General features: G+C 69.9%; 25 protein-coding genes and 1 pseudogene. 10 read left to right on the top strand and 16 right to left on the bottom strand.

Annotation, left to right across the window (positions count from 1 at the left end; all coding sequences use genetic code 11):
• Positions 1–28: 28 nt before the first annotated feature.
• Positions 29–847 carry a DoxX family protein gene (locus ACFQS9_RS05500; protein ID WP_378402353.1) on the bottom strand — a complete coding sequence of 273 codons (819 nt, stop codon included), beginning with the start codon at positions 845–847 and terminating at the stop codon, positions 29–31.
• Between the two features lie 98 nt (positions 848–945).
• Between ACFQS9_RS05500 and ACFQS9_RS05505 the strand changes: the two genes are divergently transcribed.
• Positions 946–2082, top strand: coding sequence for a PQQ-dependent sugar dehydrogenase (locus tag ACFQS9_RS05505; protein WP_378402355.1), 1137 nt, complete (start codon positions 946–948; stop codon positions 2080–2082).
• A 95-nt stretch (positions 2083–2177) separates the two neighbouring features.
• On the opposite strand, the gene ACFQS9_RS05510 is transcribed toward ACFQS9_RS05505, so the two are convergent.
• From ACFQS9_RS05510 to ACFQS9_RS05520, 3 genes are read right to left on the bottom strand one after another with little or no spacing between them, the layout of a single operon-like run.
• The gene (locus tag ACFQS9_RS05510; RefSeq protein WP_378402357.1) at positions 2178–3389 is read right to left on the bottom strand and encodes a cation:proton antiporter; all 1212 of its coding nucleotides are present in this window, start codon (positions 3387–3389) and stop codon (positions 2178–2180) included.
• 57 nt (positions 3390–3446) lie between these two features.
• Positions 3447–4970: an Asp-tRNA(Asn)/Glu-tRNA(Gln) amidotransferase subunit GatB gene (gene gatB / locus ACFQS9_RS05515; RefSeq protein ID WP_378402358.1), complete on the bottom strand. Its 1524-nt coding sequence runs from the start codon at positions 4968–4970 to the stop codon at positions 3447–3449.
• Between the two features lie 10 nt (positions 4971–4980).
• Positions 4981–5631: a TetR/AcrR family transcriptional regulator gene (locus tag ACFQS9_RS05520; protein WP_378402360.1), complete on the bottom strand. Its 651-nt coding sequence runs from the start codon at positions 5629–5631 to the stop codon at positions 4981–4983.
• A 135-nt stretch (positions 5632–5766) separates the two neighbouring features.
• Between ACFQS9_RS05520 and ACFQS9_RS05525 the strand changes: the two genes are divergently transcribed.
• Entirely contained in the window at positions 5767–7374 is a 1608-nt protein-coding gene (locus ACFQS9_RS05525) for an MFS transporter (protein WP_378402362.1), read from the top strand.
• Here ACFQS9_RS05525 and ACFQS9_RS05530 read toward each other — a convergent pair.
• From ACFQS9_RS05530 to ACFQS9_RS05540, 3 genes are all read right to left on the bottom strand, one after another.
• Complete coding sequence (locus ACFQS9_RS05530; protein WP_378402363.1) at positions 7361–8392, bottom strand: 6-phosphofructokinase; 1032 nt, start codon at positions 8390–8392, stop codon at positions 7361–7363. The genes ACFQS9_RS05525 and ACFQS9_RS05530 overlap by 14 nt on opposite strands.
• An 88-nt stretch (positions 8393–8480) precedes the next feature.
• On the bottom strand, positions 8481–9143 hold the full coding sequence (locus ACFQS9_RS05535) for a response regulator (RefSeq protein WP_378402365.1): 663 nt from the start codon (positions 9141–9143) through the stop codon (positions 8481–8483).
• Positions 9144–9152: 9 nt separating this feature from the next.
• Entirely contained in the window at positions 9153–10397 is a 1245-nt protein-coding gene (locus tag ACFQS9_RS05540; RefSeq protein ID WP_378402367.1) for a sensor histidine kinase, read from the bottom strand.
• A gap of 166 nt (positions 10398–10563) precedes the next feature.
• Here ACFQS9_RS05540 and ACFQS9_RS05545 point away from each other — a divergent pair, with 166 nt between their 5' ends.
• From ACFQS9_RS05545 to ACFQS9_RS05555, 3 genes are all read left to right on the top strand, one after another.
• Complete coding sequence (locus ACFQS9_RS05545; RefSeq protein WP_378402369.1) at positions 10564–11211, top strand: hypothetical protein; 648 nt, start codon at positions 10564–10566, stop codon at positions 11209–11211.
• Positions 11208–12623, top strand: coding sequence for an alpha/beta-hydrolase family protein (locus tag ACFQS9_RS05550; RefSeq protein ID WP_378402370.1), 1416 nt, complete (start codon positions 11208–11210; stop codon positions 12621–12623). Before ACFQS9_RS05545 ends, ACFQS9_RS05550 begins: the two co-directional genes overlap by 4 nt.
• A 1246-nt stretch (positions 12624–13869) precedes the next feature.
• On the top strand, positions 13870–14793 hold the full coding sequence (locus tag ACFQS9_RS05555) for an N-acetylmuramoyl-L-alanine amidase (RefSeq protein WP_378403155.1): 924 nt from the start codon (positions 13870–13872) through the stop codon (positions 14791–14793).
• 215 nt (positions 14794–15008) lie between these two features.
• Here ACFQS9_RS05555 and ACFQS9_RS05560 read toward each other — a convergent pair whose 3' ends face one another.
• A complete protein-coding gene (locus ACFQS9_RS05560; RefSeq protein ID WP_378402372.1) occupies positions 15009–15458 on the bottom strand; it encodes a helix-turn-helix domain-containing protein in 450 nt (149 codons plus the stop codon).
• 349 nt (positions 15459–15807) lie between these two features.
• Positions 15808–16530: a pentapeptide repeat-containing protein gene (locus tag ACFQS9_RS05565; RefSeq protein ID WP_378402374.1), complete on the bottom strand. Its 723-nt coding sequence runs from the start codon at positions 16528–16530 to the stop codon at positions 15808–15810.
• A 216-nt stretch (positions 16531–16746) separates the two neighbouring features.
• On the opposite strand from ACFQS9_RS05565, the gene ACFQS9_RS05570 reads away from it, so the two are divergent.
• Complete coding sequence (locus ACFQS9_RS05570) at positions 16747–17046, top strand: hypothetical protein (protein WP_378402376.1); 300 nt, start codon at positions 16747–16749, stop codon at positions 17044–17046.
• Between the two features lie 170 nt (positions 17047–17216).
• A pseudogene (locus ACFQS9_RS05575) lies at positions 17217–17672 on the top strand (recombinase family protein); the annotation flags it as partial.
• A gap of 133 nt (positions 17673–17805) precedes the next feature.
• Here ACFQS9_RS05575 and ACFQS9_RS05580 read toward each other — a convergent pair.
• Positions 17806–18402: a TetR/AcrR family transcriptional regulator gene (locus tag ACFQS9_RS05580; protein WP_378402378.1), complete on the bottom strand. Its 597-nt coding sequence runs from the start codon at positions 18400–18402 to the stop codon at positions 17806–17808.
• 99 nt (positions 18403–18501) lie between these two features.
• Here ACFQS9_RS05580 and ACFQS9_RS05585 point away from each other — a divergent pair, with 99 nt between their 5' ends.
• Complete coding sequence (locus tag ACFQS9_RS05585; protein WP_378402380.1) at positions 18502–19638, top strand: NAD(P)/FAD-dependent oxidoreductase; 1137 nt, start codon at positions 18502–18504, stop codon at positions 19636–19638.
• A 60-nt stretch (positions 19639–19698) separates the two neighbouring features.
• Here the strand turns inward: ACFQS9_RS05585 and gatA are convergent, their stop codons facing one another.
• The gene (gatA, locus tag ACFQS9_RS05590) at positions 19699–21174 is read right to left on the bottom strand and encodes an Asp-tRNA(Asn)/Glu-tRNA(Gln) amidotransferase subunit GatA (protein ID WP_378402382.1); all 1476 of its coding nucleotides are present in this window, start codon (positions 21172–21174) and stop codon (positions 19699–19701) included.
• Positions 21171–21470 carry an Asp-tRNA(Asn)/Glu-tRNA(Gln) amidotransferase subunit GatC gene (gene gatC, locus ACFQS9_RS05595; protein WP_027499190.1) on the bottom strand — a complete coding sequence of 100 codons (300 nt, stop codon included), beginning with the start codon at positions 21468–21470 and terminating at the stop codon, positions 21171–21173. The genes gatA and gatC overlap by 4 nt, the downstream gene beginning before the upstream one ends.
• Before the next feature lie 326 nt (positions 21471–21796).
• Between gatC and ACFQS9_RS05600 the strand changes: the two genes are divergently transcribed.
• A complete protein-coding gene (locus ACFQS9_RS05600; RefSeq protein ID WP_378402384.1) occupies positions 21797–22447 on the top strand; it encodes an ACT domain-containing protein in 651 nt (216 codons plus the stop codon).
• A 17-nt stretch (positions 22448–22464) separates the two neighbouring features.
• Here ACFQS9_RS05600 and ACFQS9_RS05605 read toward each other — a convergent pair whose 3' ends face one another.
• From ACFQS9_RS05605 to ACFQS9_RS05615, 3 genes are all read right to left on the bottom strand, one after another.
• Entirely contained in the window at positions 22465–22953 is a 489-nt protein-coding gene (locus ACFQS9_RS05605) for a GNAT family N-acetyltransferase (RefSeq protein WP_378402386.1), read from the bottom strand.
• Positions 22954–23016: 63 nt separating this feature from the next.
• Entirely contained in the window at positions 23017–24117 is a 1101-nt protein-coding gene (locus ACFQS9_RS05610; RefSeq protein WP_378402388.1) for an S-adenosylmethionine:tRNA ribosyltransferase-isomerase, read from the bottom strand.
• On the bottom strand, positions 24114–24815 hold the full coding sequence (locus ACFQS9_RS05615) for an SDR family NAD(P)-dependent oxidoreductase (protein WP_378402390.1): 702 nt from the start codon (positions 24813–24815) through the stop codon (positions 24114–24116). The genes ACFQS9_RS05610 and ACFQS9_RS05615 overlap by 4 nt, the downstream gene beginning before the upstream one ends.
• A gap of 57 nt (positions 24816–24872) precedes the next feature.
• Between ACFQS9_RS05615 and soxR the strand changes: the two genes are divergently transcribed.
• On the top strand, positions 24873–25376 hold the full coding sequence (gene soxR, locus ACFQS9_RS05620; protein ID WP_378402392.1) for a redox-sensitive transcriptional activator SoxR: 504 nt from the start codon (positions 24873–24875) through the stop codon (positions 25374–25376).
• Positions 25377–25388: 12 nt separating this feature from the next.
• On the opposite strand, the gene ACFQS9_RS05625 is transcribed toward soxR, so the two are convergent.
• Positions 25389–26207: a MerR family transcriptional regulator gene (locus tag ACFQS9_RS05625; RefSeq protein WP_378402394.1), complete on the bottom strand. Its 819-nt coding sequence runs from the start codon at positions 26205–26207 to the stop codon at positions 25389–25391.
• Between the last annotated feature and the right edge of the window lie 112 nt (positions 26208–26319).

Consider the following 26319-nt stretch of genomic DNA (forward strand, 5'->3'; position numbering starts at 1 on the left):
CCGGCCCGAGCGCGAACCCCCTGATCACTCAGATCAGGGGGTTCGCCCCGTTGAGGAAGATCCACAGGCAGACGCCGCCCGCGACGCCGAGGATCAGCGCGAAGAAGGACCCGATGTGCGGCCTGGTGGCCCACTTCCGGCCGCCGTCCACGGAGAATCGGCCGGGACCGGTCAGCACCACCGCGACGGCCGCGGCCACGAGCATCGTCTCGTGCTCGACGCCGGACGGCGCGAAGAACTGCAGTCCCGGCTCCGCGACCTGACGGACACACCACGCGTTGATCAGCACCACCAGGACGGCGGCGCCTGCCAGCGGCGTCGCGAGGCCGAAGATCAGCAGGGTCCCGGCCGTGACCTCACCCACCGCACCGAGGATCGCGAGCAGCCGGGCCTGCTCGAAGCCGGCGTCGGACAGCGTCGTCTCGAAGCCCTCGAGTCCCGGGCCGTTCCACCAGCCGAACAGCTTCTGCAGGCCGTGGAACAGCACGACCGTTCCGAGTCCCAGCCGGAGAACCAGCAAGCCGAGGTCGAGCGTGCCACGCCCGGAAGTTGTTTCGGGGGCGATCGTTTCCGGCATGGCCTGCGAGACGGGCGAGACGAAGGCGGACGCGCCGACCGGCTCGGACGAATCGGAGAAGCGAAGTTCCTCGGTGGGATACACCTCGTCGACCGAAGCGCCGCGAAAGGTCGGGATCTGCTCGGTGGGCATCAGCCCGAGATCGTCGTCCGACACCGGCAGCGCACCGTCAAACGAGGCGGGGAGTTGCTCGGTCGGCAGGTCGAAGGGGCTCGAGGCGGTTCCCTCGGCACCGTCACGGCCGGGATTCTCTTGCGGCTTCGCTGTCACGATGGACAGCGTAAGGGCGGGCGGCCGATACGCGGCCCGGCGCGCCGCACCGGGCCGCCGTGGCGCCGCCCGCACCGGATTCCGTACCGTTTGCAGGCATGGGAGCAAGTCGGGTCAGGGTGTTGGCGGCCGTGTCCATCGTCGTCGCGGTGGCGGGCTGTGCCCGGTTCGACGACTCCGCGACGAGCCCCTTCACCCCCGCGCCGACGTTCGACGCCGGCGGCGAGGTCCGGCCCCGATCGCCCGGCACGCCCCCGACCAGCCCCCGCACGCCCCTCCCGACCGTCGAACCGGCACCCTGCGTGGACCCGGACCCCGCCGTGGTGGCCACCTGCCTGGACACCACCGGCGGAATGGCCATGCTGCCCGGAGGCGATTCGGCACTGGTCACCGAGCGCCGCACCGGCCGTATCCTCCGCGTCACCCCCGGAAAACCCACCGAGGAGTTCGCCCGGCTCGAGGTGGACGGCTCCTCCGACGGCGGCCTGCTCGACGTCGTGTTGTCGCCGACCTTCGTCGAGGACAGCCTGGTGTACGCCTACATCTCCACCCCCGGCGACAACCGGGTGGTGCGGATCGCGCAGGGCGATGTCCCCAAGGACGTCCTGACCGGTATCCCGCGCGGACCCGTCGGCAACACCGGGGCCCTGACCTTCGCGGGCCCGAACGAACTGCTGGTGCTCACCGGCGATGCCGGGAACCCCTCCGCCGCAACCGATCCCGGCTCGCTGGCCGGAAAGCTGCTCCGCGTGACCGCGCTGACGCCCGGACCTCCCGGGGCACAGCCGTTCCCCCAGGTCGCGCTGTCGGGCATCGGCGGCGCGGGCGACGTCTGCGTGGACCCGACCGACCAGAACATCTGGGTGACCGATCGGACCCCGCTCGAGGACCGCCTGCAGAAGGTCGCGCCGAACGGCGCGGCGGGCGTCCCGGTCTGGACCTGGCCGGACCGGCCCGGTGTCGCGGGCTGCACGGCGGGCGGCGGTTCCGTCGCCATCGCGCTGACCGCGGGCAGGGCACTCGCGCTGCTCGACACCGATCCGCAGACGGGAGCCGTGACCGCGGCGCCGTCGCTGATCGCCGAGGACCGGTACGGCCGGCTCGGCGCGGCCGCGCTCGGCGCCGAGAACATGATCTGGGTGTCGACCGTCAACAAGACCGACGGTGTGGGCGGCCCGACCGACGACCGGGTGGTCAAGATCCCCGCACCGCAGGGCGGCGGCGGCTTCGACTAGCCGTCGAGCGTGCACCTGGGGGCACCTCCCTGCACGAAGTGCTAGGGGGAACGTCGCCGCACTCGGGTGATGCTCCGACAACTGCACACTCGGCGCTAGCCGGTGCTGGGGGCCGGAACCTTCTTCGTCGCTTTCGGCGCGAGCAGCGAGGCGGTCAGCGGCAGGACCAGCACGGTGATCGCGCCCGCGGCGACCAGGATCGAGGCGTTGGACGCGGTCATCTGCCCGGCGTCCACCGCGACCTCCGTCACCGCGACGATCAGCGGCAGCCCGGTCGCGGCGTACAACGCCACCTGCCCCCGCTCGCGCACGGTCGGCTGCGGATCCTTGAGCTCCGGACCCCGGTCGAAGCGTTCGGCGAAGAACACCGGCAGCCCGCGCACCAACAGGATCAGCACCAGGAACGCGAGCAGGACTCCCGGCGCGGCCGCCACGGCCTTGACATCGATCGCCATGCCCGAGGTGACGAAGAAGATCGGGATGAGCAACCCGAAGGCGAGCCCGTCCAGCTTCGCCTCCAGCTTCTCATCGCCCGACGGCATCGCGCGGCGCAGGATGAAGCCCGCGGCGAAGGCGCCCAGGATGATGTCGAGGTCGAAGATGGCCGCGACCGCGATCAGCGTGACCAGCAACAGGATCGTCAACCGCACGGTCGTCTGCGCCGTGGTCTCGGAGCCGAGCCGGATGATCGAGGCCAGCTTCGAGCCCTCACGGCGCAGGCCCTTCGGGATGAACGCGACTCCCACTGCGGCCGCCGCGAACGCCGCCAGCACGACCAGCGACGCGCCCGCACTCCGTGAGCTCAGCAGGATCGCCATCGCGATCACCGGGCCGAGCTCGCCGAAGGCGCCGTGATTGAGAACGGTTCTGCCCAAGCGGGTCTCGATCATCCCGCTGTCCTTGAGGATCGGCAGCAGCGTGCCGAGCGCCGTGGAGGTCAGGGCGATCGCCACCGCGATCTCCGCGTTGATCGCGCCGGTCAGGCCGAGCAACCCGATCACCACGAAGGCCAGCACCAGGCAGGCCAGCCAGGTGATCAGCGCCCGCCGACCGCCGCGACCGGTCAGCTCACTGGTGTCGATCTCGTACCCGGCGAGCAGGAACAGCATGCCGAGACCGAGCTCACGCAGCAGTTCGATCTCGCTGCCCATGACGGCGAGGTCGAGGACGTGCGGCCCGACGACGATGCCGGCGATCAGCAGCAGCACCACCTCCGGCACCAGCTTGCGGGGCACCAACCCGGCGATCAGCGGGGCGACGACAGCGCAGAGAGCTATCCAGAAGAACGAGGCGGAGACTGAGGGCACCGCCTGATTCTCTCCCAGGCGATCCCTCCGACAGCGCTCAGGCGGGCTGCGTGTCGGCTACGTGCAGGCCTCGATCACGAGTTCCTTGACCCGAGCCGGGTCGGCCTGGCCCTTGGTTGCCTTCATGACGGCACCGACGATGGCGCCCGCGGCCTGCACCTTGCCACTGCGGATCTTGTCCGCCACATCGGGATTGGCCGCGAGGGCCTCGTCGACGGCGGCCTTGAGCTTGGTCTCGTCGCGCTCGACCACCAGCTCGGGGTGCGCGGCGACGACCTGCTCGGGGTCGCCCTCACCCTCGAGGACGTGGTCGACCACCTGGCGGGCCACCTTGTTGTTGAGCTTGCCGCTGTCGATCAGCGCGACCACCTGCGCAACCTGCGCGGGCGTGATGGGCAGCTCCCCCAGCTCGACGCCGCGGGTGTTGGCCTGCTGCGCGAGATACGAGACCCACCAGGACCGTGCCGCCTCCGGGGACGCACCCGCCTCTGCGGTCGCGATGACCAGCTCCAGCGCACCCGCGTTGACCAGGTCGCGCATGACCTCGTCGGAGACACCCCAGTCGGCCTGGATCCGGGCGCGCCGGATCCACGGCAGCTCGGGCAGCGTGCCGCGCAGCTCCTCGACCCATTCCGCGCTCGGCGCGACCGGCTCGAGGTCCGGCTCCGGGAAGTAGCGGTAATCCTCCGCGGTCTCCTTGCGCCGGCCGGCGGAGGTGGTGCCGTCCGCCTCCTGGAAGTGACGGGTCTCCTGGATGACCTCGCCGCCCGCGCTGAGCACGGCCGCCTGGCGGCGCATCTCGTAGCGGACCGCCACCTCGACGCTCTTGAGGGAGTTGACGTTCTTGGTCTCGGTGCGGGTGCCGAACTCCTTGGCACCGATCGGCATCAGCGAGATGTTCGCGTCACAACGCATCGAGCCCTGGTCCATCCGGACGTCGGACACGTCGAGGGACTTGAGCAGGTCCCGCAGCGCGGTCACGTACGCGCGGGCGACCTCGGGGGCCCGCGCACCCGCGCCCTCGATCGTCTTGGTGACGATCTCGACGAGCGGGACGCCCGCGCGGTTGTAGTCGAGCAGCGAGTGGCTCGCGCCGTGGATCCGGCCGGTGGCGCCGCCGACGTGCAGCGACTTGCCGGTGTCCTCCTCCATGTGCGCGCGCTCGATCTCGACCCGCCAGGTGGTGCCGTCGTCGAGCACCACGTCGAGGTACCCGTCGGTGGCGATCGGCTCGTCGTACTGGGAGATCTGGTAGTTCTTCGGCTGGTCCGGGTAGAAGTAGTTCTTCCGGGCGAAGCGTCCCCACGGGGTGATCGAACAGTTCAGCGCGAGGCCGATGCGGATGGCGGACTCGACCGCCGCCTGGTTGACGACCGGCAGCGAGCCCGGCATGCCCAGGCAGACCGGGCACACCTGGGTGTTCGGCTCCGCGCCGAACGTCGTCGGGCACGGGCAGAACATCTTCGTCGCGGTGTGCAGCTCGACGTGCACCTCCATGCCCATGACCGGCTCGAAACGGGCGAGCACCTCGTCGTAGTCGAGAAGGTCAGTACTTGTCGCCACCCGGCCGGCTGCAGTCATGATCACGAGTTTATGCGCCCCGTTTCGGCAGCAGCAGATCGGCCAGGTTGTCGATCTGCTCGTGCACATCCGGCCAAGGGTCGCGGGCACCCTCAGCGTGCGGATAGCGGGTTTGCGCAAGCCGCAGCGCCACCATGCCGTGCGTCGCGCTCCACAGGTGCAACGCGAGCATCACCGTCTCCTTTGCCCCGGCGGGCAGTGCCAGGTATCGCCCGACCTCCTCGGTGATGAGCAGGATCGCGCGGTGGGCATGCGAGTCGGCCAGTTTCTCACCGGCCGGATGACGCAGGTTGGAGACGAACAGGACCCGATAGTGCCCGGGATTGGCCAGCCCGTACCCGACGTACGCGTGCCCCATCGCCCGCAGCCGGGCGGCCGGGTCGTCCCCCGCGTCCTCGGCGGCCGCCTGGAGCACCGCGGCGAACTCCTCGAACCGGAGCTGCTTCACCGCGAGGTGGAGCTCCTCGCGGTCGGCGAAGTGCAGGTAGATCGAGGTCGGCGTGACACCGACGCGCCTGGCGACCCCGCGCAGCGACACCGCGTCGACGTCCCCGGTCTCGCCGAGCATGTCCGCCGCGGCCGCGAGGATGTCCGTCCGCAGCGACTCGCCCGCACCCCTCCTGGACGGAGTGCGCTGGGCCTTCTTCCTCGTCGAGATCACGCGAGCCACCTTAGCCGCGGGCGGTCCGGCCGGTCGGTGCCGGGCGCTCCGCATTGACACCCGTAGGGCTACGCCTGTTAATTTACACCCGTAGCGCTACCCGATCCGGCACGGCGCGTCCGCACAGGAGGACCGATGGCCGGTACCGGCTCGCTCACCGATGTTTCCGACGAGATCACCGCGGAGTCGGCCCCCACCCACCCGACCGCGACGCTGGTCACCGTCTGCATCGGAATGTTCATGCTGATGCTGGACATGACGATCGTCGCGGCCGCCCTGGCGAACATCCAGACGTCCCTCGACGCCTCCCTCAGCGGCCTGCAGTGGGTCGTCGACGCCTACACCCTGCCGGTCGCGGCGTTGCTCCTCACCGCGGCCACCCTCGGGGACCGACTGGGCCGGCGGCGGCTCTACATCGCGGGCATGGCGACCTTCACCGTGGCCTCGCTCGGCTGCGCCCTCGCCGACGGCATCGTCGCACTCAACATCGTGCGTGCGGTCCAGGGCGTCGGGGCCGCGCTGCTGTTCGGCGTCTCGCTGCCGCTCGTCGCGGCCGCCTTCCCCGATCCGACGAAGCGGGCCAAGGCAATCGGCGTCTACGGCGCGGTGATGGCCTCGGCCACCGCGGCCGGGCCCCTGGTCGGCGGGGCCCTCGTCACGGCCATCGGCTGGGAGTGGATCTTCCTGATCAACGTCCCGATCGGAATCATCGCGGTGGCACTGGCCTACCGGTACGTCACCGAATCCCGCGCGGACCGGGCCGCGCCCGCGGACTGGGCCGGAACCGGGCTGCTCACCCTCACCCTCCTGCCCGGAGTGCTCGCCCTGATCGAGGGCAACGCGTGGGGCTGGTCCTCCGCGCGGGTGATCGGCCTCGGCGCCGTGTCGATCACGAGCCTGCTCGCCTTCGTCGCCTGGGAGTTGCGCGCCGCGCACCCCATGCTGGACCTGCGCCTGATCATCCGGCCCGCCTTCGCAGCCAACGCGCTCGCCGCCTTCGCCGCTGCCGGAACCCTGGTCGCCGCAACCAATTTCCTGGCGCTGTACTTCATCAACACGCTCGGCCACGACCCGTTCCAGGCGGGCCTGCGGGCCCTCCCCCTGACCCTGTCCGCCCTGGTCGTCGCCCCGCCGATCGCCGTACTGCACGACCGCCTGCCCGTCCGGTGGTCGCTGCCGACCTCGATGGCCGTGGTCGCCGCGGGTCTGTGGCTGTGCACGGGCGCGGACGCCGCCACCACCTGGACCCACTTCATCGCCGGATCGATCCTCGGCGGCGCGGGGCTGGGCGCGGTGACCGTGATCGCCTCACAGTCCGCGCTGACCTTCGTCGAGGTGGACCGGGCGGGCATGGCCACCGGGGCGGTGAACACCGCCCGCCAGATCGGCATCGTGGTGGGGGTGGCGGGCCTCGGCGCGGTCTTCTCCTCCGCGGTCGCCACCGAGGCGGGCGCCGGGCTCGCCGCACTGACCGTCGGGACGATGACCGTCGCGGTGCCGGACGAGCAGGCCGCCGTGCTGACCGAGGCACTCGGATCCGGTGCCGGACAACGGGTCATCGAGTTCGTCCCCGATCAGTTCGCCGCGGCGGTGCCCGCGCTGTCCGAGTTGGCCGGCGGGGCCACCGCTCAGGGACTGAACGCGGTCATGGCGACCGGTTCGGCGATCGCGGCGGTGGCGACCGTCGCCGTGTTCGTGCTACCGCGGATCACGGGGCGCCGAGCCGGCCTCACCCGAAGATGACGCGCATCTCCTGATACCGTTGGGCCGGAACCGATTTGTGATCGACGAGCGCCTCGTCGAAACCCACCCGGACGATCTCGGTTCCGTGCAGTGCCACCATGTGGCCCCACTGCTCGTCCGCCACCAGATCGGTGACCGCCATGCCGAGCCGGGTCGCGAGGACGCGGTCGAACGCAGTCGGCACGCCGCCCCGCTGGATGTGGCCGAGCACCGTCGCCCTGGTCTCGATTCCGGTGCGCTCCTGGATCATCGGGGCCAGCAGCTCGGCGATCCCACCGAGCCGCGGGCGGTCGAAGCCGTCCATGCCCTTGGTCGAATGCGCCTGCGCCATGTCCGGGAGGGTGAAACCCTCCGCGACGACCACCATCGGGGCCCGGCCGCGTTCGCGGACGCTGTTCGTCCACTCGCAGATCTGCTCGATGCTCTCGGGGTGTTCCGGGATCAGGATCGCATGCGCGCCACCCGCCGTCCCCGAATGCAGGGCGATCCACCCCGCGTTGCGGCCCATCACCTCGAGCACCATGCACCGCTTGTGAGAGTTGCCCGTGGTCCGCAGTCGGTCGATGGCCTCGGTCGCGATCTCCACGGCGGTGTCGAACCCGAAGGTGTAGTCGGTCTGATCGAGGTCGTTGTCGATCGTCTTGGGTACCCCGACGATCCGGATGCCCTCGTCGAACAGGCGCTGGGCGGCGGCGGCGGTGCCCTCCCCGCCGATGGCGACCACGGCGTCCACCCCGAGCCGCTCGAGGGTGCGGGCGATGTTCTCCGCCCCACCCTGCGGCCCCTGGAAGGGACCGATGCGGCTGGTCCCGAGGATCGTGCCGCCCTCGTGCGAGAGTCCCCGAACGCGGCTGCGGTCCAGGGGCATCGCATCGCCCTCGACCAGGCCGCGCCAGCCGTCGAGGAACCCGACGAACTCCTGTCCGTGCACCTCGGATCCCTTGAGCACCGCACCTCGGATCACCGCGTTGAGGCCGGGGCAATCGCCGCCGCTGGTGAGAATGCCGATCGTCGTCATCGTCGATCCCCTGTTCTGGGTGCAGGTGGATGCGCCCAGTGTCCCACTGCATCCCCTCCTCCGCCCGGCGGTTCGGGCCCGCGGACGGTCAGCCTGGGGTGACCAGTCCCGACTCGTAGGCCAGTACGACGGCCTGGGCGCGGTCGCGCAGGTGCAGCTTGCCGAGCACCTTGCCCACGTGGGTCTTGACCGTCTGCTCCGCGACGAACAGGGACTCCGCGATCTCCACGTTCGACAACCCCCTGGCGATCAGTTCCAGCACCTCGCGCTCGCGAGGGGTCAGCGCCGCCAGCTGCGCGGGCTCTCGTCGTGCGGGCGCGCGCCTGCTGGTGACGTCGGCGATGAGCCGGCGGGTGACGGTGGGGGCGAGCAACGCCTCGCCGTCCGCGACAACCCGTACCGCGCGGATCAGTTCCTCCGCCGGGGCGTCCTTGAGCATGAACCCGCTCGCGCCGATCCGCAGCGCCTCGTACACGTAGTCGTCGATGTCGAAGGTGGTGAGCATCAGCACCCGCACCGGCGGGTCGAACGCCGCGGACAAGATCTGCTGCGCCGCCTCCAGGCCGTTGAGCTCGGGCATACGGACGTCCATCAGGACGACGTCCGGCCGTAGCCGCGTCACCTCCGCGACCGCGACCTTCCCGTCGGGTGCGTCTCCGACGACGCTGATGTCGGGCTGGGCGTGCAGCAGGGCCCCGAAGCCCTGTCGCACCATCGCCTGATCGTCCGCAATGAACACCGTGATCGCCACCCGGCCAGCCTATGCCGGGGCGACGTGGCCGCTCGACGCCGCCGCCCCGGGGACCGCAGGCACCCTCGCCACGACCTCGAACCCGCCGTTCGCGCGCGGCTGCGCGGACAGGGTCCCGCCCACCGACAACGCCCGGTCCCGCATGCCGGCGATGCCGTGCCCACCGGCCCGATCGACCACCGCGCTCGGGCGCACACCCGCGGGCGGGTCGTTGACCACGGCGAGGGTGGCCAGGTCCCCATCCCGGCCGAGGACGACGCGGACCGGCGCCCCCGGCGCGTGCCGGGCGGCGTTCGACAGCGACTCCTGCAGGATCCGGTACACCGTGAGCCCCGCCGAATCCGACAGCCGCCCGGGCATCTCCGCTCGATCGACGGACACCTGCATGCCCGCCCTCCGGCTACCCTCCACCAGCTCGTCGATCCGGTCGAGCCCGGGCATCGGGGCATCCTCGGCGAGCTGACCGTCGCTGCGGAGCACCCCGAGCATCCCCCTGATCTCGTTGAGGGCGTCGCGGGCGGTGGCCCCGATCGATTCGAACTCCGCCCGTGCCGCGGGCGAGACATCGTCGATCCGGTACGGCGCACTCTGCGCCTGCACCACGACCAGCGACATGTGGTGGGCGACGACGTCGTGCAGGTCGCGGGCGATGCGCGCCTTCTCCTCGAGGATCGCGCGGCGCGCCCGCTCGACCTCGGTGACCTCCTCCTGCTGGGCGAGCTGCCGACGGGACAGCACCAGCCAGCGGATCAGCAGCCCGAACAGCACCAACGCGGTCAGTCCCACCGCCCATCCCCGACCGTCCTGGCCGGGAGCTTCGGCGAGGAAGAGCAGCACCGTCGACACCCAGGCCACCCCCACCACCGGGATCGGTGCCCGCATGCTGACCGCGACCAGCAACACCATCATGACCATCACGTGGACCACCTGCCACGGGAAGTCATATCCGTCGACCCGATCGAAGACGATCGGGATGACCAGCGCGCCCGCGGCCGAGATCGCCCACCCCAGAGCGGGATTCGCCCGAACGAGCAGCAGGGGCAGCGCCGCGAGGCCGGCGATGACCGGTTGCACCCCGGCCGGCACGTGATGGGTCAGCTGCAGGGTCGGCCAGGCGATGGCGAACAGCACGCCGGTGACGAACACGATGACGATGTCCACCCACTGGCTGGAGCTCAGCCGCCGAAGCCTCGGCGCGGCCGCGACGGCAGCCTGGTTCGTGGCCTTCTTGAGCGCGCGCTGTGTCTTACTCACACCGAGAACAGTAGGAACCGGCAACCGAAAAGTCCTCATACTGCGGGGTGAGATCGGCGCGGCACCACGGTATGAGTGCGCCGCGCCGACGGCACCTCCGGGGCACCCCCGGACCACGCCGCGGGGTGATGTGCCCGGGTAGGGCCGATTTCTACCGTTCTCCACCATGCGGAAGACGACCTGGACAGCGCTGACGGTGGCCGCGGCCGCCACCCTGACGACCACACTGATGGCAGGCCCGGCCGGTGCCGCCCAGCTGCGCGAGAACACCCCGGCGGCGGCCGCGATCACCTCGATCACGTCCGCCGACCTCGCGGGACAGTCGTCGATACCGGCGGACTTCGCCGTGACGATGGGCTACCACCCCACCATCGAGTCCGGGATGCTGGTGAACCCGACCGGAAACTGCTCCTCACCGGTCACCCTGCCCGCAGAGTTCGAGACCGCCTGCAAGGCACACGATCTCGGCTACGACCTGCTCCGCTACTCGGACCGACGGGGCACGACACTCGGACCGTGGGCGCGGAAAAGCCTTGACGCGCAGCTGGACCGCCGCATGCACCGCGCCTGCGAGGCCCGGCCGGCCGATGCGACGCGGACGTCCTGCTACGTGATGGCCAACATCGCGACCACCGCGGTGAGCTCGAACTCCTGGCGGCAGGGTTACATCGCCCCGCGGCCCGAGCCGATGACCGGTTACCTGCTCGCCGGCGGGCTGGGGACGGCGTTGATCGTCGGCGCGGTCGCACTGACCGCGCGGCGCGGGCGAGACGCGGCGGGGCCCGTCGCCGGCACCGGATCGGTGCTCGCATGACCGCCGTGCTCGGCCGGCCCGCGGCGACCGTCGACGTCGCCGCATCCGTCGCGCTGCCCCGGGTGCTCACCAGCGTCGCCGTCACGTCGATGGTCACGGTCTCCCTCGCACCGTCCCTGCTCCCGCGCAGCGCGGTGGTCCAGGCGATCCTCACCGGGCTGCTCGCGGCGCTCGGCTGGGGTGTGGCGAGTGTGTGGCATCACCGGCCCCGACGGCGCGGCGCCACCCGTCCGGCGCCCTCGCGTGACTCCGCACGGCTACTGGTGCTGCTGGCGGGCGCGGTGACCGTGACGTGGACGATGCTGCTCGCCGACCACTGGCAGGACTCCCTCCGTGTCGCGATGGGGGTGCCGACGGTCGGCGGCGAACACTGGGCGCAGGTCGTCGCGGGTGGCGGCGCGATCGCGCTGATCCTGGCCGCCGCAGCGACCGGCGTGGCGGCCTGCTGCCGCCGACTGGGCGCGCCGCGCGCGGCCGCGGTCGTCCTCGCGCTCGCCGTCGCGGTGCAGTTCTGGGCCGGGCCGGCGCTCTGGAAGTCGGGCGCCGAGTCGTACCGTGCGGCGAACGCCATCATCGACACCTCACTGCGGCAACCGGTTTCCACGTCGACCTCCGGGAGCGACGACTCACTGACGGCCTGGGCCTCGCTGGGCGCGCAGGGACGCAAGTTCGTCGCGGGCGCGGCGACCTCCGGTGCGATGCGGACCTACGTGGGCCTCGACAACGCCCCCGGCCTGGACGCCCGGGTTCGTCTGGCGGTCCGCGAACTCGAGCGCGGCGGCGGGCTGGCCAAGTCGAACATCGTGGTGGCCGTCCCCACCGGGTCCGGATGGATCGACGGCAACGCCGCGCAGGGTTTCGAGGAGCGCTTCGACGGGGACGTCGCCGTCATCGGGGTGCAGTATTCCAGCGCGCCCAGCTGGGTGACGTTCCTGTTCGACCGCGATGCCGCCGAGCAGTCCGCACGGGCGCTGTTCACCGCGGTGTCGGACCGGATCGCCCTGCTGCCCGCGGACGAGCGCCCCCGGCTGTACGTCTACGGACAGAGCCTCGGAGCCGTCGGCGCGAGCGCGATCCTCCGGGACGCCGGATTGGGCGAGCGGGCCTGCGGCGCTCTCTACGCCGGTGCGCCCGCGGGATCCGGCCACGGCTCGGGAGCCGTGGTACTCGCGAACTCGTCCGATCCGGTGGTGTGGTGGTCGCCCCGACTGTTGTTTCACCCCCCGACACTGGACCGGACCAGGACGGATGCCCCGCGCCCGAGCTGGCTGCCGGTCGTCAGCTTCGTGCAGACCAGCGTGGACCTGATCTCCGCACTCGACGCCCCGGCCGGACACGGTCACCGGTACGGAACCGATCAGGGCACCGCACTCCCCGACCGCGGCTGCGCCGCCGGTGGGGTCCATGCATGACGTCGGCCGCCCGGCATCGCGATTCTCACCGATGGAGGTGGCAACCGCTGGGCATCCGCGGCCGCTGGGGCAGATACTCGGCAACTCCAGCGGGGGAGGCAGCGAGCCGCCGGCTCATACGCAGTCCGAGCTCGCGACGTACGGAAGCCCAGCCGACGGAGGCTCACCCCACGCCGGTCCGACCTGCATATGCACATATGCCCTTTTCGCCGCCGTTACTACGGGGACCTCGATAGGTCTCCCTACCAGCACCTACGCGCCACATGGGGTCCGATCAATCCCGGCGAAGTGGCTGCACCACGCCGCTGGCCGAGGTCGTGGCGCATCTTCGGGTAGTGCGCTACTCGTGATCAGCGACGGGTGACGGGCCCATACTGGGAACTGCGCTGCGCTCGTTGTCTGACGAAGAACCGAGAGATCCATGGCGACAATTGACCGCCCCCGGCTCGTGGATCTGCCGCGTGACGAGGGCTTTGATGCTGTCGAGTTCCCAGGGCGGCGGCGTGAGCCCGGCCACGGCGATCCCCGGACACCCGCCGAGAACGACTGCCACCACACCGGGGCCAACGACGCTTCCCATGGAGTCCACTGCCGATGGGCTGGACCCACATGGGACGACTGCGCGCGGTTGCCGACATTCAAGGCCATCAACCACAACCTCGATTCGTACCGGGAGGGCACCCACATGAGCTTCGTATCATTCGCCGACCGACCATTGCGTACCCGCGAGCAGATCGCGCGCGAAGTCCACGCCGTGTCGCTTCGCCGCAGGCTGGATGAACTCGCGACCGTCATCGCGTTGATGACCATTTCGACCGAGGTCGGCCACAACGACCGCAATGGCGAACGTCAATGGTGGTGTCCGTTCAACCGGAAAGATCCACAGTCCGAGCAGTTCCCGCACGACAGCAGATCCGACGACGGCCTCTCCTCGGGCTACTTCCAGCAGCAACTCTCGCGGCCTGGTGCGCCCGGCAGGCCGTGGGGCTGGGGCGGCCTGTTCGGCGACATCAACGGCAACCGCAAGCGAATGACGTTGGCCGACAGCGCCGACATGTTCCTCGCCGCGCTCGCCGACAACTACACCAGCGCGGCCAACAACGCCGCGCTGGCAGGCGAATTCGCGCAGCGTGTGCAGCAGAGCGCCTTTCCCGGCCGCTACGCGGAAAAGTGGGACGAGGCGTGGTCGGTGTTGCGCCGCGCACTCGAACTAGGCCCGGTAACACCCGCAACGGAGGTAACCGCGATGGGAACATGGACAGGCGACCCGGTCTGGCTCGAAGAGGTGTTGCGGCCGGTGCTGGGTGATCGGCTCAAGACGCTGCCCGGGTGGCAAAACCGGGGTCACGGCGATTTCAGGGACATCCGCGGCGTGATGGTCCACCACACCGGCAACAAGAACGAGACGGCCGAGTCGATCAAAAGGGGCCGACCGGACCTGGCGGGACCGCTGGCCAACCTGCACATCGCGCCGGATGGCACCGTCACCATCGTCGCCGTCGGCGTCTGCTGGCACGCCGGCAAGGGCAGCTATCCGTGGCTGCCGACGAATAACGCCAATCCGCACATGATCGGGATCGAATGCGCCTGGCCCACCATCACGGGCACAGACGCACGTGGTGAGCCGACATACGACGCTCACGAGCTCTGGCCGGATGCACAGATCATCTCGATGCGCGACACCTGCGCTGCGCTGGCGCTCAAGCTCGGTGTCGGCGCCGACAAGGTCATCGGACACAAGGAATACGCCGGTGCCGCGCAAGGGAAATGGGACCCCGGCAACATCGACATGAACTGGTTCCGCGGCGAGGTCGCCAAGGATATGCGTGGTGAGTTCGAGGCCGCGCCGCCCGTCGTGGTGCCACCGCCGGCCCCGGTCGCGCCGCCGATCCTCCCTCCGCCCCCCAATCCGCGATCGGATCGTGTTCTGCTGGAGGAGATCTGGACGGCACTTCGCGGACCCGACGGAAACGGTTGGCCCCAGCTCGGCGGCAAGACGGTCGTCGACTACCTCGCCGACCTGCTCCAGGCGCAACGGGATGGCGGTGCGTCACCGGATGGCGAGACGGCCGACATACCCGCCATGGCGGCACCGGCCAGAAAGGCAACCGCCCGCAAGGCACCGGCCAAGAAGGCGGCGAAGAGGGCGCCCGCAAAGGTCACTCGTTGACCGTCACGGAGGTGGCGGCCGGAACGTCAAATCGCACAAGTCGCGGCCAGCCGCCGACATACCGGGGCCACCCCACCCGACAAGGTCGATGAATGGCGTGGTCAAGGACAGGTCCTACACCCTGGGTGCGGAGCCCTTGACCCAGCAGGGAGGTAAGTCCACGGCAACGCGGATTCGCAGGGACTACGCAGTTCTACACAGCGCGCCTAGCACCCTCATCCAATGTGTCGGTAGAGCGTGCTTCGGGCTACTTCAAGCACTTCGGCAATCTCCGCCATCGGCGTGCCCTCTGCACGCATCGTCTTGGCTAGGCGCCTCTTTGCTGGGCTGAGCGCGGCGGGGCGGCCGCCGACGCGACCCCGTAAAGTTGGCCCGGCGTCAGTCAAGCTCCTGGGCTTCGAGCTGACACGCCTCGCGTATCCGTCGAAACGGACGGTTACGGATGGTGGTCTTGACGAGTTTCTCGGAGATGACTGCTGGGCTCGGTGCGGTCGCGTCGAACCTCCCACGATGGAAGAGTGCGTGCGTTTTGCCTGTCCGCAAACGGGCGGACTCGCGATGCAACCTCGAATGCCCACTGATCGACAATGTTGGAACTGGGCGCTTCTGCACTGGTGCCCAGGAGTGCGCCAGTCCATGTTGCTTGGGCGAATACTCCCTCGCATACCCCGGATTCGGGTGCCACCAGGACGGGCACCCCAGCGGCAAGCGCCATGCCGGTCTCGGTGTGCAGCCACGGGGACGTCCAGTTGACTGCTTCGACCTTGGCCTCCTCGAGGGTGCCGTTTCGCCAAACTGCTGAGTCGATGGTGAGCTGCCGGAACCCGAGCACGAGCACCCCGTCAGCGGAGCCAAAAAAACGTAGCAAATCCTGCCATGGGTCCTGTTGATACTCCTCCCGACGGAGTTGTTCGACGTCGAAGCCCAGACCGCACAAGCGTTCGTGCCACCAGTCACTAATCCGACGTTGCTCACAGGTAAGTCCGGTTGGTTCACACAGAAAGACGATCGGTCTCATTGGGAACCTGCCGACGGAACAACAGCTCCAGGCCGACCGACCTTGTGTTCGTCGAGCAGATTCGCCACCTCGACTGGAATCCCCTCCGCCCCAGCAAATCGTGCTCCCTCTATCTGAGCACCATCAAACATAGCGCCCATCAATTTAGCCTCACGAAAGTCGGCGTCCCTGCAGTCCGCATCTGTCAAGACCGCTCCCTCAAGCCGGGCCCTGTAGAATACAGTCTTGAGCGCAACAACCTTCCTGAAGGACGCACCAGCGCAGTCCGATTCAAACAAGTCCGCTGCGGACAGGTCCACGCCGCGACGATCGCCCCTTTTCATGCCGATGTAGGCATTCCGCAAGTCGCAGTTCTGGAGATCGGCTCTTCGCAAGTCGATCGCATAACGCAGACCATCAGCGAGCACTTTTTGGATACGCGGGGGTTGCTCTTCACGCAGCATGCCGGCGATGAGTTCGATGGCCTCTGTGACGTATGGAGTGCCTGCGGCCCCTTGTTCGGTCCGGCGATCGAAGAAGCGTCGAAGCAACACCGCACCAGCCATGCGTGACGTCTCGTTGTCGGAGGACAATGCGTCGACGGTCGAAGCGAAGGATGCGCCTACAGCGGCACGTAGGTCTCGTTTGCTCCGATAGTTGAAGTACTTGAAGATTCCGAGAAGCGCCGCAAGAACGCCTCCGACAACAGCCAACCAACCTTGAATGGCCTCCGGCGTCAAAAGCGGTCTCCTCCTGCGTGTGCCTTCTTCGATTTGCAACGTAGTCTCCGTGCGGACTTCGGCACCACTGGCACGCCGACGTGTAGCCGGACCTTTCGCCATCGAAGGCCAGCTCCTGCGAACGTGTCTCGAAACGACCGATTCCGCGACACCTCGCGCCTCGCTCGGCACCCGCCGTGGCGATTCGTTTCGCCGCACCGACGTACCCTGCCGTCCATGGAGGAGGACAAGCCGATCGTCAACCGAGAATTGCCACCCGGCTACCGCAACGCCCTCGCACCGCAGCGGCTTCTCACCTTCCGGTTCGTGCCGCAGGGACAGCTCGCGGGGCCGGGCTGCGTCACGACGGTGACGGTTCGTCCGCTGACGGGCGGAAACCAGCAGACCAGGGTTGTTCAGGTCGACGGCGCGCCGACGAGCACGGAGATCTTCACTGGGCCCGGTGTTTCGCTGGTCTGCACACTGACGGTTCCGAACGTCAGCAAGGGCGTCAGCAGTTGGGTCGTCGTCCCGTAGAAGTCGCGCCCGAAGGGGCCGTCACCACCTCGATTGAGGCAGTGGCGGCCCCTTTTCGTCGCACCAGGCGGTATCGCTCCCGAGTGTTGTATTCGAGAACCTGGCCGTTTGGGTAACCGGTAGGCGTGTTCACCGGATAGGCACGGCGCGCCGCCGAGGGCGATGACGAACGCGAGCAGCGTGCGGCCCTCGTCGAGTTCGGGGTGCCGGCGGACCGTATCTTCTTCGATCACGGGTTGACCGGCACGGATCGTGAACGTGAGGGGTTGCCTGCCGCGCTCGTTGGGCTGTCGGCCGGCGACACCCTGGTCGTCACGAAGCTGGAGCGTCTCGCGTGGTCAGTGGCTGATCTGAGCCACACGGTCACCGAACTCGAGGACCGGGGCGTGACGCTGTCGTTCGACGGACAGACCTACGACGTCGGGGACCCGGTCGGACGGAAGGTGTTCGACATGCTCCGCACAACGTTCGCCGAGTTCGATTCTGGGCTGATCCGGATGCGGACCTCGGGCGGCGTCAGGGCCAAGGAGCAGGGGAAGGACCGGGGCCGCGTGCTCAAGCACTCCCCCGAGCAGCAGAAAGAACTGTTCGATTGGCACCACCCTCGTGTCGGATCCTCCCGTTAGCCGCAGTCGCTCCCTCCCGCGACTGACTGACACAGCACGCAGCGCCAACCGCATTCCCGACCGCGGCTGCGCCGCCGGTGCGTGTGTTTCACCCAATGACGGCGAGATCATGCACAGTTCGGGTCGGCATGGCTCAGTGCGGGCGCACCGCCGCCAGGACCAGGTCGAGCAGGGAGTCCGCGTAACCCTCATTCAGGCCTCCCAGGCCGAGCGCCCAGCGGGTCTGCACGGGCCCGACCAGCAGGTCGACCGCGACCTCCAGGTCGGCGTCCGCCCGGATCCCGCCGGACAGGGCCGCGACCCGGAGCCGCTCGCGAATTGCCTCGCGCTGCGGCGCGAGCAGCCGATCGCGGTAGACCTCGGCGAGATCCGCGTCCGACTGGATCTCGATCATGAGCGCGCGGAGGAAGGCGTCGAAGCGCGGTTCGGCCATCTCCGCCACGGTCGCGCGCAGGAACTGACCGAGGTCGGCGCGCAGGTCACCGGTGTCGGGCAGGGCGACCCCGTCCGGGCCGCCGGAAAGCTCGAGGAGCGCGTCGAACAGGAGCGCCCCCTTGGTCGGCCACCAGCGGTAGATCGTCTGCTTGCCGACACCGGCGCGCGCGGCGATCGCCTCGATGGACAACCTGCCGTACGGCACCTCGAACACCAGTTCCGCGGTGGCGGCCAGAATCGCCGAGCGGGCGCGCTCGCTGCGGCGCGCGGGCACGACCTTGGGCTTCGTCGTCATTCGCCCACCCTATCAGCGAGACGAGACGTTACGTCTTGCCGGGTGGCGTAGTGCTCGGCCGCCCTTGCCTCGGCCCGGACGCAGGAGGAGCCTTGATGAATGCACACCGTGCTGATCCTCGGCGCCGGTTTCGGCGGCCTCGAGCTGGCCGCGTGCCTGTCCGAGTCGCTCGCCGACGAGGCCCGCGTCGTACTCGTCGACCAGAACGACTCGTTCACCTTCGGATTCTCCAAGATCGACATCCTGTTCAGGGACCGACCGCCGGAATCGGTCCGGATTCCCTACCGCGACCTCACCCGGCCGGGAGTCGAGTTCCGGCAGGAGACCGTGACCTCGATCGACCCGCGGACCCGCCGCGTGGTCACCGACCGTTCCGAGTACGAGCCGGACACCCTCGTCGTAGCGCTCGGCGCCGACTACGACCAGGCGGCCACGCCGGGGTTCGTGGAGGACGGGCACGAGTTCTACTCGATCGAGGGCGCCTGCCGACTCCGCGACCGCCTCAACGCCTTCACCGGCGGCACCGTGCTGCTCTCGATTCTCAGCGTCCCGTTCAAATGCCCGCCCGCCCCGTATGAGGGCGCCCTGCTCCTGCACGACGAACTGGTCCGCCGAGGTCTGCGCGACACCACTCGGATGCACGTGATCACCCCGATGGACTCGCCCGTCCCGGTGTCCCCCGGCACCAACACCGCACTGACCGGAGCCATGGCCGAGCGCGGGATCGAGTACACGACCGGGACACGGGTGCGTTCGCTGGACCCGCACGCCCACACCGCCGCGACACATGCCGGCGAACTCGGATACGACCTGTTCATCGGCATCCCGAAGCACACGGTCCCGCGGGTCGTCGAGGCGTCGGGCCTGACCGAGGGCGGCACGGATGGCTGGATCCACGTCGACCCGGCTACCCTCGCCACCCCGTATCCGGGTGTCTACGCAGTCGGGGACTGCGCGGACGCCCCCGTCGCGCGCGCCGGCGTGTTCGCCGAGAACGCGGCCCGCACCGTCGCGTCCGGCATCGTCGCCGCCCTGCACGGAACGCCGCCGCCGGAGAAGTACCGCGGCCGGGGGTCGTGCTACATCGAGTTCGGCAACGGACTCGTCGGGAAGGTCGACGCCGACTTCCTCTCCGGCCCAGCACCGGTCGCACCGTTCTTCGGGCCGTCGGTCGAACTGGCCGCCGAGAAGAAGCAATTCGCGGCCGACCGGCACAAGCGCTGGTTCGGCGGCTGAATGGCTGGGCCGGTGGAGTGCCAACGGAGCGCGGACACTCCGTAAGCACTCCACTGCGCGTCAGCGCGTGATCGGACCCCGGGCGGTCTCGTAGGCCGCGCCCACGCGGTAGAGCCGCTCGTCGGCCATCGCAGGCGCCATGATCTGCAGGCCGACGGGCAGCCCGTCGTCCGCGGACAGACCCGAGGGCACCGACATCGCGCAGTGCCCGGCCAGGTTGGTCGGCAGGGTGCACAGATCGGAGAGGTACATCGCGAGCGGGTCGTCGACCTTCTCCCCCAGCTTCCACGGGGTGAAGGGGCTGGTCGGGGAGACCAGCACGTCCACCGACTCGTAGGCCTTGTCGAAGTCGCGGGCGATGAGCGTGCGGACCTTCAGCGCCGAGCCGTAGTAGGCGTCGTAGTAGCCGGAGGACAGCGCGTAGGTGCCGATCATGATGCGGCGCTTGACCTCCTTGCCGAATCCGGCGGCCCTCGTCGCGGCCATCACCTGGTCGGCGCTCATGTTGCCGTCGTCGACGCGCAGGCCGTACCGCATCGCGTCGAAGCGCGCCAGGTTCGAGGAGACCTCGCTCGGCAGGATCAGGTAGTAGGCGGCGAGGGCATGCAGGAAGCTCGGGCAGGAGACCTCGACGACCTCCGCACCGAGCTCGGTGAGCTGTGCGACCGCCGCATCGAAGGAGGCGATCACGCCGGGCTGGTAACTCTCCGAGTGCAATTCCTTGACGACGCCCACGCGCAAACCCTTGAGGTCGCCGCTCGCGCCCTGACGCGCGGCCTCGACCACCGGACGGACCGGCGCGTTCACCGAGGTGGAGTCGCGCGGGTCGTGGCCGGCGATCACCTCGTGCAGCAGGGCGGTGTCGAGGACACTGCGGCCACACGGACCGCCCTGGTCCAGCGAGGACGCGCACGCGACGAGGCCGAACCGCGACACCGTGCCGTAGGTGGGCTTGGTGCCGACGGTCGCGGTCACGGCCGCGGGCTGACGGATCGATCCGCCGGTGTCGGTGCCGATCGCCAGCGGCGCCTGGTTCGATGCGAGCGCGGCGGCCGATCCACCGCCGGAACCGCCCGGGATACGGGTGGTGTCCCACGGATTGCGGGTGGGCCCGTAGGCCGAGTTCTCGGTGGACGAGCCCATCGCGAACTCGTCCATGTTCGTCTTGCCCAGCACCGGGATCCCGGCCTCGCGCAGCCGCGTCGTCAGCGTCGCGTCGTACGGCGACACCCAGCCCTCGAGGATCTTCGATCCGCAGGTGGTGGGCATGTCCGTGGTGGTGAAGACGTCCTTGAGCGCGAGCGGGACACCGGCCAGCGCGGAGGCGGGGGCCTGCCCGGAGCCGAGCGCGTCGTCCACCTGCTTGGCGGCGCTCAGCGCCTGCTCGCCCGCCACGTGCAGGAAGGCGTTGATCTCCCCGTCGACCGCGGCGATGCGGTCCAGGTGCGCCTGGGTGACCTCGACGGAGGACACCTCACGGGCGTGGATCTTCGAGGCGAGGACGGAGGCGTCCAACGCGGTGAGGTCGGTGGTCACTGCTCTTCCCCCAGAATCTGCGGCACGGCGAAACGGTCCTGCTCGACGGCGGGCGCGCCGGAGAGCGCCTGCTCGGGGGTGAGTCCGGGAACGATGACATCCGGGCGGGTCACGTTGGTGATCGCGTTGGGGTTCGCGGAGGGCGGCACATCGTCCGTGGCGACCTCGGCCACCGTCTTGACGTGGCTGAGGATCGAATCGAGCTGGCCGGCGAACTCGTCGAGTTCGGCGTCGGACAGCGCGAGCCGGGACAGCCGGGCGAGGTGGGCGACCTCGTCACGGGAGATGGCAGGCACCGCGTGGGCCCCTTTCAGGTCGGAGACAGCGATCGCCCCTAGCCTAGAGCGTCGCCGCCCGGACCCCGCAGGCAGAGCCGAGGCCGAGACCGACCCGGCCGCCAGGCGCGGAGCCCGCGGAGCGCCCGACCACCACGACGCGACTTCGTTTCCGCCGCGGAACGATCCGATGTCGCGCATGTCACCGAACCGCGGCGAGCTGGGAATCCGACGGGCAGCGGCGCTTTCGCGGACACGTCCGGGCCGCGCGCCGACCGACAACGGTGCAAGGATGGGGTCACGGCGAACCGACCGTTCCCCGACCACCCGCCACCGAAGGAACGCCCGTGTCGTATCTCCTGCGAGTCCAGCTCCCCGATCGTCCAGGCAGCCTGGGCTCGCTGGCCGTCGCGTTGGGCTCGGTCGGCGCCGACATCCTCTCGCTCGACGTGGTCGAGCGGGGCGCCGGGTACGCCGTCGACGATCTCGTCGTCGACGTGGCGCACGGCTCACTGCCGGACACCCTGCTCACCGCCGCGGAGCAACTCACGGGGGTCCGCGTCGACTCGATCCGGCCGTACACCGGAATCCTCGACACCCACCGCGAACTGGAACTGATCGACCAGGTCGCCACGGCCACCGACGACCGGCTCCAGGTCCTCGTCGAGGGTGCCCCGCGGGTGCTGCGGGTCGGCTGGGCGACGGTGATCGGCATCGGCTCGCGCGGGACCTTCCGGGTGGTCGGCAGCTCCGGAGCCCCCGAGACCCACGCCGGGGAGGCACCGTGGATGCCACTGACCAAGCCGACGGTCCTCGACGGGGAGGCCGACTGGGTGCCGACCGTGTGGAAGGACATGAACACCACGCTCGCCGCGGCCCCGCTCGGGCACTCCGGCCAGGCGCTGCTGCTCGGCCGTCCGGGCGGACCGGAGTTCCGGCCGTCCGAGATCGCGCGGCTGGGCTACCTGGCCGGCATCGTGGCGACGGTGCTCAGCTAGCTGTACTGCCTCTCGGCTCAGACGAACTCGCGCACCAGCACGGTGAGCGGGACACCCGGCGCCGGCTCCCAGTCGCGCTGCGGAGCGGGCACAAAATCGTTGCGATCGTAGATCCGGCGGGCATCGACCATGTCGGCCTCGGTTGAGATCACCACGCGCGCCAGCCCGCGGTCGTACGCCGCGTCCAGGACGTGCTTCACCAGTGCCGAGCCCACGCCCTTGCCGCGGGCCGCGGGCGCGACCGCGAGCATTCGGAACTCCAGTTCGCCCGCCTCCGCGACGTCGGCGAAGGGGGTGCCGGGCTCCGCGATCGTGAGCGACCCGACGATCTCGTCCCCGGCCACGGCCACCACGACCTCGGCCTGCTCCGCACGGGTCGCGGTATCGCGCAATCGGTCGACATATGCGCTGGTGTCCGACACGAACCCACCGTCGACGTAGACATCGACGGTCAGCTCGCCGATGGTGTCGTAGTCGTCAGGCGTTGCGGGGCGAATCTCGATCATGGGGTCACTATCGCAGGATTCCCGGGCGATCCGGTCACGCGCGCAGGCCGATTGTGAACAACCTCACCCCCCTTCCACGGGAGGCGTGAGGCGCTCGAATGGGGCCTTCGGCCGTAGCAACAACGCGCTGTCCCCGAACTCGTGCCACAGGTATCCCTCCGCGAGCGCGGCCTCGTAGGCCCTGCGCACCGCCGCCGCGCCCACCACCGACTCGAGGAGCATCAGGTGCGAGGCGCCGGGGGCATGCCAGCCCGTGACCAGGCCGTCCACCACCCGGGCCGGCCGACGCTCGCTCAGCACCAGGTCCGTCCAGCCGGCGCCTGCCACCGCCGTCCCGCGCTCGGTTGCCCCTGTTTCGAGCGCGCGGGTCACCGTGGTGCCGACCGCGATGACCCGCCCGCCCGCGGCGCGCCGGTCGTTGATCAGCCGTGCGGTCGACTCGGGGACCTCGTACCGCTCGGGGATCGGAGGCTCACCGGGTTCGGCCGACGAGACCGACGTGTGTAGCAGGATCGGCGCGACAACCACCCCCGACACGGCCAGCTCGGTGATCATCGAGTGCGTGAACGGTCTTGCGGCGCTGGCCATCTCCGCGCTTCCCTGGTTTGTACCGAAGATGGTCTGGTAGTACGGCAGCGGCCACCGTTCCCGGACGTACGCGTAGGTGATCGGTCGGCCGGCAACGGCGAGCAGATCCCTCGCGACGTCCGCGACACCCTCGATCTCGGCGCGCCACAGCCGGATCGATGTCCGTGGCCACGGCTCCCGCAGGCTTGCCTGCGCGCCGAGCGGAAGGCGAATTCGCATTCCCGCCGCGGCGGCATCGAGCGGCCCGGTGACCGGCCCCGGCGCTCGTACCTCCAGGACCCAGTCGCCGTCGTCGAGCGGCGTGGAGAAGTGCACGACCACCCGGCCCACACCGTCAACGGTCCCGTCGACCGCGGCGGCGAGGGTGGCCGACGTGTTCACTATCACCACGTCGCCCGCGCGCAGGTGCCGCGGTAGCTCGTGGAAGCGGACGTGTTCCAGACGCTCCCCCTCGGCCACCAGCAGGCGCACGGTGTCCCGCAACTGCCCGCGGCTCTCCGGTGGGCCGGCCGCCTCCAGCCGGTGCGGCAGCACGAAGCCGGGCCCGGCCGCGGTCGTGGTCCGCGCCGCGGTCACGACGCCGCCGCCCCGCTCAGCAGGTCGGCCGCGCGATACCGCCCGCTCGCCGGCCGGGTGTCGAGCAGCCGCAGCAACGCGGGGACCACCGTGTCGGGTTCGGGCCGGTCGGAGATGTCCTCGCCCGGGAACGCCGCCTGGTGCATCGCGGTGCGCATGTCGCCCGGATCGAACGCGTACACCGAGAGTTCCGGTTGCTCCAGCGCGAGCACGGCCGTCGCATGATCGAGGGCGGCCTTCGCCGCGCCGTATCCGCCCCACCCCTCGTAGGCCTCGACCGCCGCGTCGGACGACACGTTGACGATCGCCCCGCCCGCGCGGGACACCGGGTCGAGCAGAGCGGAGATCAGCGCGAGCGGCGCGAGCACATCGGTCGTGAACACGGCCGCGAGCTCGGCCTCCGGGTACTGCGCGAGCGTGGGCATCGGACTCGGTCCCAGGGCGCTGGCGTTGTTGAGTAACAGGTCCAGTCGCCCTCGGGCCGCGATCTCGGACCCGAGCCGTCGGCGATGCCCGGCGTCGGTGACGTCGCCCTGGCACGCGGTGATGCCGGGCGCCAGAGCCGCGACCCGTTCGAGCGGTGCCGCACGACGACCGGTGATGATCACCTGCCACCCCCGTTCCGCGAGCGCGAGCGCCACCGCCCTGCCGAGACCGGCCGATCCGCCGGTGATCAACGCCGTCCTGCTGTCGTCCATCAGAGCTCCTTGCGTCCGCTGACTTCTGGGACCATCCTGAAAGCTCAAGTTCACTTCATGTCAAGGACCGCAGGTGAGGAGCTCGCCGTGCGCACCACGGATCTGCTGACCGTCGGCGAGGTGGCGCGACGCAGCGGCCTGGCCCCGTCCGCCCTGCGGTACTACGAGGACCAGGGACTGATCTCGTCGAGCAGGACGCCGGGCAACCAGCGGCGGTATCAGCGCAGCGTGCTGCGCAGGATCGCGTTCGTCCGGGCCGCCAGGAGCATCGGGCTCAGCCTGGACGAGGTGGCCGCGGCGCTCGCGCAGCTACCGGACGGGCGCGCCCCGACCCGGGCCGACTGGACGAGACTCTCGCAGAGTTGGCGAGGCAGGCTCAACGAGCAGATCGACGCCCTGATCGCGCTGCGCGACGGGCTCGACTCCTGCATCGGCTGCGGGTGCCTGTCCCTCAGGACGTGCGCTCTGTCGAATCCCGGCGATGCCGCCGCGAGCTACGGACCGGGCGCGGCCTACCTGCCGAAGGCGCTGCACCGCGACGACGCGGACCGCCCCGCCTGATCGCCCCGCTCGCTACCCCGGCAGCCGGGCACGCAGGGCGCGCACGAACCAGTCGAGCGCGGCCGCCGAACTGTCGGGCGCCGCCCATCCGTTGACCAGGGCGAGCAGCCGCAGGTAGCGCTCCCGGCGCGGGTCGTTCGCGGCCTCCAGCCGCGACAACAGCCGCCGCCGGAGCACGACATCGTCGGAACGGCAGCGCAGTCGGGCGTACTGCGCCGTCACGCCCTCGACCACCGGATTCGCCTCGGGCCCAGCCGGGTCGACGCCCGCCGCCAACATCGGCTCCACGTGGTCGCGGACGACCGCGACGATCTCGCGGCGCACGCATGTGTCGCCGCCGTGCGCACGGCCGGCTTCCTGGTCGGTCGCGTGGTCCTGCGCAATATCCCGCATGACAGCGCGAAAGTCCGGATCCCACGACAGTTCGGCCAGTTCCACCCACGCCTCGATCTGTTCGGACTCGGGGTTCTCGGGCAGTTCCGGGGTCATCGATCGCATGATCCCCTCGGACCCGGGTTCGTCATCCAGTCCGCCGAAGGTGTTCTCGAGGAAATCGACTATCAGGCTTCGCCGTTCGGACTCGGACAGTTTGGCCAGCTTGTGCACGAGCCTCATCTCCTCCGGGTCGGATCCGCGCTTGGCCACCACCGACAACACCGTCCGCCGAAGGCGCAACGTCCGGATCTGCGCCGCCAGCGCCTCGGCGTGAGCGGCCGCGACCTCGGGCAGGGAGGTCTGGCGGTCCACGACACCCTTGATCGTGACCAGGTCCAATCCCAGCTCGCGCAGGGTCCGCACGAGGTCCAGTCGCGCCACCGCGTCGACGTCCATGCCCCCACCATCGCGTCTCCCCCTGCGGGAGACTCAAGTCCCCTGACGCGGCCATCGCTCCGACCTGCGGAAACGAGCTCCGAAACCGTAGCGTCGATGCTAGCCTGGATGA

This window comes from Rhodococcus daqingensis (assembly GCF_042665615.1).
Lineage (GTDB): Bacteria > Actinomycetota > Actinomycetes > Mycobacteriales > Mycobacteriaceae > Rhodococcus_G > Rhodococcus_G daqingensis.